Annotated in this window: 11 protein-coding genes and 2 tRNA genes; all 13 read left to right on the forward strand. The window is 37.2% G+C overall.

Translation table 11 applies throughout. The features are described from left to right. Positions 1-58 precede the first annotated feature (58 nt). The 13 genes from E7276_RS07660 (at position 59) to E7276_RS07720 (ending at position 12,857) form a co-directional block, all read left to right on the forward strand. Positions 59-146, forward strand: a tRNA-Ser gene (locus tag E7276_RS07660). A gap of 78 nt (positions 147-224) precedes the next feature. Next, positions 225-295 (forward strand) — tRNA-Cys (locus E7276_RS07665). A gap of 93 nt (positions 296-388) precedes the next feature. Beyond that, positions 389-1,609 carry a tyrosine--tRNA ligase gene (gene tyrS, locus E7276_RS07670; protein WP_294215854.1) on the forward strand — a complete coding sequence of 407 codons (1,221 nt, stop codon included), beginning with the start codon at positions 389-391 and terminating at the stop codon, positions 1,607-1,609. Between the two features lie 163 nt (positions 1,610-1,772). Beyond that, positions 1,773-4,142, forward strand: a complete 2,370-nt coding sequence (locus tag E7276_RS07675) for a peptidoglycan-binding domain-containing protein (RefSeq protein WP_294215857.1) — start codon at positions 1,773-1,775, stop codon at positions 4,140-4,142. Between the two features lie 179 nt (positions 4,143-4,321). Next, on the forward strand, positions 4,322-4,912 hold the full coding sequence (locus tag E7276_RS07680) for a hypothetical protein (RefSeq protein WP_294215858.1): 591 nt from the start codon (positions 4,322-4,324) through the stop codon (positions 4,910-4,912). Between the two features lie 40 nt (positions 4,913-4,952). Next, entirely contained in the window at positions 4,953-5,531 is a 579-nt protein-coding gene (locus E7276_RS07685) for a phosphatase PAP2 family protein (RefSeq protein ID WP_294215859.1), read from the forward strand. A 36-nt stretch (positions 5,532-5,567) separates the two neighbouring features. Then, positions 5,568-6,158: a manganese efflux pump MntP gene (locus E7276_RS07690; protein ID WP_294215861.1), complete on the forward strand. Its 591-nt coding sequence runs from the start codon at positions 5,568-5,570 to the stop codon at positions 6,156-6,158. A gap of 10 nt (positions 6,159-6,168) precedes the next feature. Beyond that, on the forward strand, positions 6,169-7,158 hold the full coding sequence (locus E7276_RS07695) for a calcium/sodium antiporter (protein ID WP_294215864.1): 990 nt from the start codon (positions 6,169-6,171) through the stop codon (positions 7,156-7,158). Between the two features lie 65 nt (positions 7,159-7,223). After that, the gene (locus E7276_RS07700; RefSeq protein WP_294215867.1) at positions 7,224-7,580 is read left to right on the forward strand and encodes a zinc ribbon domain-containing protein; all 357 of its coding nucleotides are present in this window, start codon (positions 7,224-7,226) and stop codon (positions 7,578-7,580) included. Positions 7,581-7,592: 12 nt separating this feature from the next. Continuing rightward, positions 7,593-9,563, forward strand: coding sequence for a methionine--tRNA ligase (gene metG, locus E7276_RS07705; protein ID WP_294215870.1), 1,971 nt, complete (start codon positions 7,593-7,595; stop codon positions 9,561-9,563). A gap of 18 nt (positions 9,564-9,581) precedes the next feature. Next, positions 9,582-10,364, forward strand: coding sequence for a TatD family hydrolase (locus E7276_RS07710; protein ID WP_294215873.1), 783 nt, complete (start codon positions 9,582-9,584; stop codon positions 10,362-10,364). Between the two features lies 1 nt (position 10,365). Next, on the forward strand, positions 10,366-11,220 hold the full coding sequence (rsmA, locus tag E7276_RS07715; protein WP_294215876.1) for a 16S rRNA (adenine(1518)-N(6)/adenine(1519)-N(6))-dimethyltransferase RsmA: 855 nt from the start codon (positions 10,366-10,368) through the stop codon (positions 11,218-11,220). A 26-nt stretch (positions 11,221-11,246) separates the two neighbouring features. Further along, positions 11,247-12,857, forward strand: coding sequence for a tetratricopeptide repeat-containing diguanylate cyclase (locus E7276_RS07720; protein ID WP_294215878.1), 1,611 nt, complete (start codon positions 11,247-11,249; stop codon positions 12,855-12,857). Positions 12,858-12,861: the final 4 nt, after the last annotated feature.

Raw genomic sequence — 12,861 nt, forward strand, 5'->3', positions numbered from 1 at the left:
CATTACTCTAGTAGAATAACACTTGCGTCAAACAAATAAAGGAATTACCTACAACTTTGGAGAAGTACTCAAGAGGCCGAAGAGGCGCCCCTGCTAAGGGTGTAGGTCGGGCAACCGGCGCGAGGGTTCAAATCCCTCCTTCTCCGTGCTTGATTTATTTGTTAGGCTATCTCAGCAAATGCGGGAAGGCAATTTACCGCTTTGCGGATAAATTATTTTCTTTTGGTGCCATAGCCAAGTGGTAAGGCAAAGGTCTGCAACACCTCTATCACCAGTTCAAATCTGGTTGGCACCTCTTTCAAATCCCTCGACCCTAGTAATGGGGGCGAGGGATTTTTGTTTATAATGAAATATACTAACTATTGAAATAAAGTAAGGAGGAAATGCAATGACGATTTATGACGAGTTAGTAGCACGTGGCCTCATTGCTCAGACAACAAATGAGGAAGAAATCAAAAAATTAATTAATGAGGGCAAGGCAACTTTCTATATCGGCTTTGATTGTACAGCAGACAGCCTTACAGCCGGTCACTTTATGGCTCTTACTCTTATGAAGAGACTTCAGATGGCTGGAAATAAGCCAATCGCTCTTATCGGCGGTGGTACAACTATGATTGGTGACCCATCAGGTCGTACTGACATGAGAAAGATGCTTACTAGAGAGGATATCGATCACAATGCTGAGTGCTTCAAGCGCCAGATGGAGAGATTCATCGATTTCTCTGATGACAAGGCTCTCATGGTAAACAATGCTGATTGGTTACTCAACCTCAACTACGTAGAGCTTCTTAGAGAGGTAGGTGCATGCTTCTCAGTTAACAATATGCTTCGTGCAGAGTGTTACAAGCAGCGTATGGAAAAGGGACTTTCTTTCCTTGAGTTCAACTACATGATTATGCAGTCTTATGACTTCTATTACATGTTCCAGAAATACAATTGTAACCTTGAGTTTGGTGGTGATGACCAGTGGTCAAACATGCTTGGCGGTACTGAGCTTATCAGACGTAAACTTGGCAAGGATGCACATGCTATGACTATTACTCTTCTCACTGATTCACAGGGCAAGAAAATGGGTAAGACAGCAGGAAACGCTGTATGGCTTGATCCTAACAAGACTTCACCATTTGAGTTTTACCAGTACTGGAGAAATGTTGGTGACGCTGATGTTCTTAAGTGCATCCGTATGCTTACATTCCTTCCAATCGAAGAAATAGAAAAGATGGACACTTGGGAAGGTGCACAGCTCAACGAGGCAAAGGATATCTTAGCTTACGAGCTTACACAGATGGTTCACGGTACAGAGGAGGCTGACAAAGCTAGAGAAGCTTCTAAGGCACTTTTCGCTGGTGGAGCTAATTCTGAGAATGTTCCAACACATACACTTACTGATGCTGATTTCAGAGATGGAAAAGTAGACATCCTTCAAATCTTAGTATCAGCTGGTCTTTCAGCTAGCCGTGCAGAGGCTCGTCGTAATGTTCAGCAAGGCGGTGTTTCTGTTAATGGAGAAAAGGTTTCAGACCCATTTACAGTTTATGAAAAATCAAATTTTGAAGAGGAGTTTTTACTTAAAAAGGGTAAAAAATCATTTTGCAAAATTGAAGTATAAATAAAAAAGAAAGGACTCAAATATTTATTATTTGTTCCTTTCTTTTTTATATAGCCACAAAAATAAAATTTAGTTTGTTATAGCATAATTGAACGACTGTGTGGTATAACATATTAGTCGACAAGGAGTCGACGAAGTATTTTATGTCACGGAGGACAGAATAATGTTAAAAACAGAAACTTGGTTACCTACTGGAAATAGTAACCAAACAAATAGTCGTGAGACTATACAATCTATAGCAGTACTTGAAAGAAATCAAGTGGATGAAATGGAAAGTTCAAGTGTCGATTTTGGACAGGCAGTCACTTTGGAATTGAGTGAAAATTATTTCAGAGAAAGAACTGCTAAATCCTCAGCTATGCTTATGGAAAGTAAAGCAGTTGCAAGAATTCTAAAGGTAGGAAGTAAGGGTGAGGATGTTAAAAAGCTTCAACAAAATCTAAATACTTTAGGTTATAAAGTAGGGACACCTGATGGTATATTTGGAGATGGAACAAAGAAGGCAGTTATGGCCTTTCAGAAGGCAAAGGGACTTACAGCTGATGGTATTGTAGGAACGGGTACACAAAATGCAATCACAAAGGCTCTAAAAGAGAAGAAAGAAGCTAACATTGGAATTCTCAAAGTAGGAAGCAAGGGAACAAAAGTTACAGAATTACAGAGAAATTTAAATACTTTAGGATATAATGCGGGAACTCCAGATGGAGCTTTTGGAAATGGTACAAAGAATGCAGTTATTTCATTTCAGAAGACATATGGTTTAAGTGCAGATGGAGTAGCAGGTAAGGCAACACAAGATGCTATATCTAACGCAGTTTATAAAAAAATACATGGTGTACTGTCAAAAGGGCAAGTAAGTAACGATGTAAAAAATTTACAGAGTGATTTAAAGACTTTAGGGTATTTATCTAGCTCAGCTGATGGGGCTTTTGGGGCTGGAACAGAATCAGCAGTAAAAGCCTTTCAGAAAAATCATGGTCTAACCCAAGATGGTTTGGTAGGAAGTGAAACTAGAACAAAGATTGTTGTAGCTGTGAGAGAAAAAAAAGAAAGAGAAAATAAGATTCTTAAACTAGGAAGTGAAGGAGATAAAGTAAAAAATCTGCAGAATAGCTTAAACTCGTTAGGATATAAAGCAGGCACAGCTGATGGTCAGTTTGGTAGTGGGACGCAGGATGCAGTAATCAAATTTCAAAAGACATATGGATTAACTGCTGATGGTCAAGCAGGTCCTAGTACGCAAGAGGCTATAGCAAAGGCATTAAACTATAAAAATAATAGAGTTTTATCAAAAGGGCAAATTAGCAACGATATTGCTTCGCTTCAAAACGATTTGAAAACACTAGGATATCTTAGTAGTGCAGCAGATGGAGTGTTTGGTGCAGGAACAGAGGCTGCTGTTAAATCATTTCAAAAGAATCATAAGTTAACAGTGGATGGACTGGTAGGTAGTTCAACAAGAAATGAAATAACAGCAACTGTCAATAAAAAGAAAGCATCAGGCAGTGTTCTTAAAATTGGTAGTACGGGTTCTGAAGTAGAGAACTTACAGAATACGTTGAAGTCTATCGGATATGAAATCAGTGACGCAAAGGGAAATTTTGGTGATTCGACAAAATCAGCTGTAATAAGCTTTCAAAAAGCGATGGAGCTAACTCCTGATGGACAAGTTGGTGAGTACACAAAAAGCGCGATAAATACATCCGCAAATCATAAAAAACAGGGTTCAATAGCTAGAGGACATTATGGAAGTAGTGTATCTGCATTGCAAAGAAATCTAAAAAAGCTGGGCTATTTCAAAGGTTCTATAGATGGCTCATACGGAAAGAATACTGAAGCGGCAGTTAGAAGTTTTCAAAAAGGAAGAACAAATGAGACTGGCGTAGCAGATATGACTACTGTGGCTGAGGCAATAAAAAAAGTAGCGGAAATTTCTGCAGAAGCGGCAGAACATATAAATAAAGGGACGCTTAGTGAAGAAGGGTTTAAACTATTAGCAAACTATGAAGCAAGTGATCACACAAAATATGATGATAATGGTAATCCAGTTTCAATTCAGATTATAGATGCTGGTGATGGTTGCTATACAATTGGCATTGGAAATACAGTAAAGAAAGATGATAATGCTAAAATAGCAGAATATAAAGAAAAATACGGTATTGATGTCACAGCAGTAGACTCATATGTTGATATAAATACTTGTTATAAAATATATGATGATAATCAGAATCATTATGTTGGAATTGTAAAGAATCTATTAGAAAGAACAGGATATAAAGCATCACAAAATGAGTTTGATGCTTTGGTAATTTCTGTTTATAATCGAGAGACTTTAGGATCAGAAAATCATGCTTTAGAGACTTTACTTTCCAAAAATAGTAAGGATAGAGATGAATGGGAAAAAGTAATAATGGACGATTATAAAGAGGGAACGTCATCGTCAAAGTGGGAACGTTTTCATAATGGATGGAATAATAGAGTATTAGATGAAATAGAATTATTCTTTGATGGGGATTATGAAAGAAATCATTAGTGAAAACATATTGATTGTACACACCTATTACTATTAATATAGAACTACTAAAATGATGAATAATTTAGAATTAATTATCTATAGTTGATTCAAGTAGATAATCAAAAACGATTAAAGGGCGCATGAATAATCTTTATTCGTGCGCTTATGTTTATCTTCTAGGAGGAAACATTTTAAAAATGAAGAAAAATATAATAATTCTTTTATGTTTCATTATAGGTTTAAGTGTAATATATATCAGAGAGAATACCAACGATACTGATGAAAGCCAAAATGAATATATAGCTGATGTGAGACCAACTCAAGTAGACATATGCAATCCATCAAGTGAAAGTATTAAAGAAAATATCAATGCAAGTGATTTAGAATCGCTATATAATGAAATATCGATTGTTGAGAATGCAGACAACTTTATGGGTGAGTGGCATAGCATTGAGCAAGAAGGTACGCATTCAGGAGATATTAAAATAACAAATCAGACGAGTAAAGGATTTAAGTTTGATGGTACATTTTACTATCATCATGGTGGGATTTCAAATACAGAAGATGCTCCTAATATAGGCGATGCAAGTGGCAATGCGTATTTTGTAAATGAAAATTTAGCGATATGCAATAATATTAAGGATGTAGATTGTGCCGAATTAACAAATGGATATGATGGATATGCAGTATTCTACATATATGATAATCAATTACATATATGTACTGATGGAGTAGTGGGTCTTATGGGCGGAAATGTTACAATGGATGGAGTTTATTCTAAAGATTAGGATTCACTGATAAAGATGATCCTAAAAAGTGAGGGTTAAAATGGAAAGTATTATAGAAAGTTCATATGTTTTTTTCTTTGACTGGGAGTATGATTTATTAAAATGGTTTCAGAGTATTCATAATTCGCTACTAGACTTTATAGTTCCAAAAATCACATTTTTAGGAGATGCTGGTTGGTTTTGGATAGCTGTTACTCTCCTACTGCTCATTATTCCATCTAAGAGAAAAATTGGATGCCAAGCAGCAGTAGCCTTGATTCTTACAGCGTTAGTTTGTAATGTAATACTAAAACCATCAATTATGAGAGCAAGACCATGCTGGATTGAATCAGAAATTGAATTGCTTGTTAAAATTCCAAAAGATTATTCTTTTCCGTCAGGTCATTCAAACGCAAGCTTTGCAGTTGCAACATCAATTTTCATGAGAAATAAAAAGCTTGGAATTCCTGCAATAATACTGGCGGCAGCAATTGCCCTAAGTAGATTATACGTCTTTGTTCACTGGCCTACAGACGTACTTGCTGGTATAGCAATTGGTGTATGCGGCGGCATTATTAGCTACTTTATTGTTAACTTCCTATACAAGAAATTTGATAAGAAGATTGACGTGGTAGGTTAAATATCTAGTATCACAAATAGTAAAAGGAGTCATGATATGAGTATATTTGACATTTTTCTCTTAGGAGTAGGACTGTCTATGGACGCATTTGCGGTAGCTATATGCAAAGGTCTTGCCATGAGAAAGGTAAATAAAAAACAGATGCTAGTAATAGCACTATTTTTTGGCGGATTTCAGGCATTAATGCCTTTGATTGGATGGGCACTTGGAACAACATTTGCTAAAATGATTGTAGCTTACGATCATTGGATTGCATTTATATTGTTAGGATATGTAGGTGGAAAAATGGTCATCGACGCCATTAAAGAGTGGAAAGAAAAAGATACTGTTGATGAAATGGATCCACCCCTTGATTTTAAGGAGCTTACTCTTTTAGCCATTGCAACTAGTATTGATGCATTAGCCTGTGGAGTAACATTCTCGTTCTATGATGATTTCAATATTTTACGAGCAATTGGAATCATAGGATTAACAACATTTGTGTTATCTATGGTTGCAGTTTACATCGGTAATATTTTCGGTGATAAATTTAAGGCCAAGGCTCAATTATTGGGCGGCATTATTTTGATTTTCCTTGGAGTTAAAATAGTTTTAGAACATACAATGGGGATTGTAATAGGTTTTTAAGGAGGACATAATGATTGAATTTTTTTCAACTATACCAGGAGCTATATTACTTTTGGTTGTAGGTTTTGTATTTTTGATTAAAGGAGCAGATTTTTTTGTAGAAGGAGCATCTGCCATTGCAAAAAAGCTTAAGGTACCATCACTTGTTATTGGTATGACAATCGTTGCAATGGGAACATCTCTTCCAGAGCTTTCTGTTTCTGTTACAGCATCAATTGCTGGTAGTAATCAGCTTGCTATAGGAAATGTAGTAGGATCAAACATTTTTAATTTAATGGTCGTTCTTGGTAGCTGCGCACTCTTCTCTGCATTAGATGTTGCAGACGACACAATTAAAAAGGACTTTCCTTTCTCAATTATTTGTGCACTTGCGTTAGTGGTTTTAGGATTTACAGGCAAGACACTTGGTCATATAGATGGTGTGATTTTGATAATTGCATTTGTTGTGTTCCTTTATTCAATGCTTAATGCAGCAAAGAAATCTCGTAAGGAAGCAGCTATGCTAGCTGAGGAAGATGTTGAAGAAAAAACTGTTGATTTACCAACTTGGCTTTGCATTATATACATAGTTGGTGGAGCTGTTGCAATTAAATTTGGTGGTGACTGGGTTGTAGAATCATGTACTACTCTCGCACTTAAATTTGGAATGTCAGAGACACTTGTTGGACTTACAATAGTAGCCCTTGGAACATCTCTTCCAGAGCTAGTAACATCAATTGTGGCAGCTAGAAAAAATGAGCTTGATATGGCTATAGGAAATGTTGTTGGTTCTAATATTTTTAATATATTACTGATACTTGGAGCAGCATCTGCTATCTCACCTATAACATTCCTTGCAGTAAATGCGATTGATGCATCAATTTTAATCGTAATGTCGGTTATAGTTTGGATTCTCTGTGCTAAAAAGAAAAAACTCAATAGACCAGATGGAATACTGATGTTAGTCCTTTACGTTGCGTATTTAATCTATATTATCATCCGTGATGGCGGTATAGCATAAAACACGTACTTGTGATAAAATCAAAAGGTTTAAAGGTTTTTTTATGCCTGAAGGGAGGTAATGGTATGGGAATATTTGATGATATTTCAGATAGCATCGCAAATACAACTAGGGACCTTGGCAAAATGGCCCATAATGCTGGAGATATGACAAAGCTTCAGTATGACAAAAAAGTTAAAGAAAATGAGCTTATAAAGCTCTACGAAAAGCTCGGTAAAAAGTACTACGAAGAGCACAAAAATGATGATAGCGAGCAAATAAAAGAGATTACTGCTGTTCGCCTTAGAATAGAAGAAATCAACAACGATATTATGGCACTTAAAGGTGGCGTGGCATGTCCACGTTGTGGTGCATTAGTTAAAAATGGTTCTAGATACTGCAGTGCATGCGGGGAAAAAATAGAAGATATTTTTGAAGAGTAGGAGTTTATAGAAATGGGAAGTAAAGGCAATTATTACATTACTACAGCGATAGCTTATACATCTGGTAAGCCACATATCGGAAATACATACGAAATCGTACTTGCAGATTCAATAGCACGTTTCCGTCGTCAGGAAGGATATAATGTTTTCTTCCAGACTGGTACAGATGAGCATGGTCAGAAAATTGAGTTAAAGGCTGCTGAAGCAGGTATTACACCAAAGGAATTCGTCGATGACATTTCTGGTCAGGTTAAGTCTATCTGGGATTTAATGAACACATCTTATGACAAATTCATCCGTACAACAGATGAGGATCATGAGAAGCAGGTTAAAAAGATTTTCAAGAAGCTCTATGACAAGGGCGATATTTATAAGAGCTCATACGAGGGACTTTACTGTACACCATGTGAGTCTTTCTGGACAGAGTCACAGCTTGTAGATGGCAAGTGCCCAGACTGTGGTCGAGAGGTTCAGCCTGCAAAGGAAGAAGCATATTTCTTCAAAATGAGCAAATATGCTGATAGACTTATTGAGTACATTAATACACATCCTGAATTTATTCAGCCTGTATCACGTAAGAACGAAATGATGAACAACTTCTTACTTCCAGGACTTCAGGATCTTTGCGTTTCACGTACATCATTTAGTTGGGGTATCCCAGTAGATTTTGATCCAAAGCATGTTGTATACGTATGGCTTGATGCCCTTACAAACTACATTACTGGTATTGGTTATGATTGTGATGGTGATTCTACAGAGCAGTTTAAAGCATTCTGGCCTGCAGACCTTCACCTCATCGGAAAGGATATCATCCGTTTCCATACAATTTATTGGCCAATCTTCTTGATGGCACTTGATCTTCCACTTCCAAAGCAGGTATTTGGTCACCCATGGCTTCTTACAAAGGCTGCTGACGGTGGCGATGACAAGATGTCAAAGTCAAAAGGAAATGTTATCTATGCTGATGAGTTAGTTGATTTCTTCGGTGTAGATGCTGTAAGATATTTCGTTCTTCACGAGATGCCATTTGAAAACGATGGTGCTATCTCATGGCCACTTATGGTTGAGCGTGTAAACTCAGACCTTGCAAACACACTTGGAAACCTTGTTAATCGTACAATCTCTATGAGCAACAAGTACTTTGGTGGTGTTGTTGAAAACAAGGGAGTAGCTGAGGATGTTGATGCAGATCTTAAGGCTGTAGTTACAGGCACAGTTAAAGCTGTTGAGGACAAAATGGCTGAGCTTCGCGTAGCTGATGCTATCACAGAAGTTTTCAATCTCTTCAAGAGATGTAACAAATATATCGATGAGACAATGCCTTGGGCACTTGCAAAGGACGAGGCAAAGCAGGATAGACTTGCTACTGTTCTCTACAACTTAGTTGAGGGAATTTCAATCGGTGCTACTCTCCTCAAGGCATTTATGCCTGAGACATCTGAGAAGGTTCTTGCTCAGATTGGTGCAAAGGAAATCCCTTACGACGAGCTTTCTACATTCGGCCACTATGTAAGTGGAAACAAGGTAACAGAGACTCCAGAGATTCTCTTCGCTCGTCTTGACCTTGATGAGGTTATGGCTAAAGTAGCTGAGCTTCATCCAGCACAGCCTGAGGAAAACTCTGAGGATGAAGAAGGCATCGATATCGAGGCAAAGCCTGAAATCACATTCGACGATTTCATGAAGTTACAGTTCCAGGTTGGTAAGATTGTTTCTTGCGAAGCAGTTAAGGGCTCTAAGAAGCTCCTCTGCTCACAGGTTAAAATTGGTTCACAGACAAAGCAGATTGTTTCCGGAATCAGCAAGCACTACTCTCCTGAGGAAATGGTTGGTAAAAAGGTAATGGTTCTTGTAAACCTTAAGCCTGCTAAGCTTGCAGGTGTATTATCAGAGGGTATGCTTCTTTGCGCAGAAGACGCTGAGGGCAATCTTTCACTTATGACACCAGAGAAGCCAATGCCTAGTGGAGCAGAAATCTGCTAAGAATAAATGAGGTTTTGAATGATTTTTGAGACACATGCTCATTATGATGATGAGAAGTTCGACGAGGATAGAGTCGAACTTCTTTCTCATTTATTGAGAGAAAAAAATATAGGAAAAATTGTAAATGTAGGCGCAAGCTTTAGAGGCTGTAAGGATAGTCTTTCACTGGCTGAAACATATGATAATGTATATGCTGCACTTGGTATTCATCCAGAAGAAATCGACGATATGTCTGAGGAAAATTTAAACTGGATAAGGGCAAATTCTGCAAATCCAAAGGTGGTAGCCATAGGCGAAATAGGTCTTGATTACTACTGGGTAAAGGATGAAGAAGGCAGAGCAAAGCAACAAGAATGGTTTGAAAAGCAGTTAAAGCTTGCAAAAGAAGTGAAACTACCTGTAATTATTCATTCTAGAGATGCCGCAGAAGACACTTTTAACACAATTAAGAGGTATAATACACAGAGTGACAAGGGTATTGTCCATTGCTATTCTTACTCAAAAGAATTAGCATTAGAGTATGTAAAGATGGGCTGGTACATAGGTGTAGGTGGCGTTGTCACCTTCAAAAACGGCAAGAAGTTAGTCCAAACCGTAGAGGCTATTCCTATTGAAAGCATCGTAATTGAAACAGATTGTCCTTATATGGCTCCAGAGCCATTTAGAGGTCAGCGCAACTCATCAGAATATCTAAAGTACGTAGTTGAAAGAATTGCAGATATTAAAGGAATGTCTTCTGAAGAAGTGGAGAAAATAACATACCAAAATGCGCTTAATATATATAAAAAAGTAAAGGAATAATATGGCATATTTAAGTAATCCAACATATACAAAGGCGGTCCTAGAAGCTCATGGATTTTCCTTTCAAAAAAAATACGGACAAAATTTTCTTATAGATGGTAATGTTCTTGATAATATTATTGATGCAGCTGGCATAACAAAGGACGATTTTGTTTTAGAAATTGGTCCTGGTATTGGAACAATGACACAACGCTTGTGTGAGGAAGCCAGAGAAGTTGTTGCTGTAGAAATAGATAAGACGTTGATTCCAATTTTGGATGATACTCTCTCAACCTATAAGAACTGGTCAGTAATTAACGAGGATATTTTAAAGGTAGACATCAATAAATTAGCATTAGAAAAAAATGGCGGTAAGCCAATTAAAGTAGTTGCTAATTTACCATATTACATTACAACTCCAATCATAATGGGATTATTTGAAAGTCATGTACCTCTTGAATCAATAACAATCATGATTCAAAAGGAGGTAGCTGATAGAATGCAGGAGGGACCTGGTTCAAAAGAATACGGTGCTCTCTCACTTGCAGTTCAATATTATAGCAATCCGGAAATCGTATGCGAGGTACCACCAAGCTGCTTTATGCCACAACCAAAGGTATCAAGTACTGTAATTACTCTAAAATGTCATAATGAGACACCAGTACAGTGCGATGAGAAATTATTATTTCAGATAATCAGAGCTTCCTTTAATCAAAGAAGAAAGACTCTGCAAAATGGATTGAGCAACGGTTTACATTATTCAAAAGAAGAAATATCAAAAGCTATTGAGGAGGCTGGTTTTAGTCCAACTATTAGAGGTGAGGCACTTTCTCTAGAGGAATTTGCAAAGCTCACTAATATTCTAAAACAGTACTAGAGCGTATAAATTGGAGAGCAGACGTTATGGATGTTCGAAATTATAGTAGAGATGTTCAAATTCTCATAAGCGAAATTCAAAATAATAGAGGTAAAGACCCAACAACAGTATTGTCTGCCTGCGATAAGCTACTTGCTTATGGCAAAGGAATTAAGGACGATGCTCTTGTTGGCTATGCCTTTTTTTCAAAGGGTGAAACCTATTATCTTTTGAATGACGCAACTAATTTTTACGCTCAAATGATTTCCTGCATGGGCCCTATGGAGCATGTAAAAGAATGGGGTTACGTAGCTATGGCCAATAACATGCTTGGCATAGTATCGCTAAACCGCGGAAATGCGCCATTTGCCCTAGATTATTTTATTAAAGCAATTAGCATCTGTCAGGACTATTCTCTACCTGACATAGAGTGGATGATTCATATGAATTTAGGCTCCTTGTACCTAAATATTGAGGAGTATCAAAAATCAATTTCCCACACAGAATTAGCATATAGGCATCTCATGGATAACCCTTCAGAAGACGGTTATTTAGAGAATATGACAGCAATACTACTTGGTATGGGTCGTGCCTATTTAAAACTTGATAGAGAAGATAAATATCTTGAAATAGAAAAAAAGCTGAAAAATGAGTCTTTACCATATCTACATGAGATGGATAAAATAGTCATTTATTGTCTTTTTGCCAGAATTCATCAGGCTGTAAATGAGGAAGAAGCTCGAGATTACTGGATTGATATGGTTAATAAGCATACAAGTACTAGCATGCCAATTATGGACGTGTTTGATGATTTTTATGATTACTTAAAAATGCTTTTATCCATTGAAAAGTATGATGACTTTTTCAAATCCTACGAGGTCTTAGATGAGCTGACAAAGCATACATCTATTAAGAACCTTGAGAGAAAGCTTTTAACATTAAAAATCAGATATTACAGAAGGGTTGGCCAAATCGAGGAATATAAAATCGCTTCTGTCCTCTTCTTCGAGCTATCTGAGTTTATGGAACGAGAAAATCGATTGATGGTAAGCAACATGATCGTAATGAGAAATTCGTATATGGAGCTTACACAAATCAATCGAAAAGTTGAGGAAGAGAATACATTTTTACAAAAACGTTCAGAGACAGACCCATTAACAGGGATGTATAATAGACTGAAGCTTAATGAGTATAGTGAGGAAGCCTTTGAAAATGCACTGATTAACCGTGCAACTATTGCTGTAGAAATATTAGATATTGATTTTTTCAAGCAATTTAATGACAATTACGGGCATCAGGCTGGCGATGACTGCATTAAGCGAATCGCCGATAAATTAATGGGAATGGCTACTCAGCCTGGCATTTTTACAGCCAGATACGGTGGGGATGAGTTTGTAATCATCTATGAGGGCTTTACTGAGGAGCAGGTCTTAGAAAAGGCCAATGCCCTTAGGAAAAGTATTTATGATGAAAACTGGGAGCATAAATTTTCGCTTTCTGATGATAGAGTCACCATTTCACAGGGAATCTGCTTTGGCGTGCCTAAAAGGGATGCTAGCATGTTTGCATACCTACAGTGCGCAGACAAAATGCTATATGAGGTAAAGCAACAAAGCAGAAATAATATCAAGCTTTGTAACACATCAGATAATAAGTAATAAG

Origin of the sequence: Pseudobutyrivibrio sp. (assembly GCF_015057185.1) — a bacterium.
Taxonomy (GTDB): domain Bacteria; phylum Bacillota; class Clostridia; order Lachnospirales; family Lachnospiraceae; genus Pseudobutyrivibrio.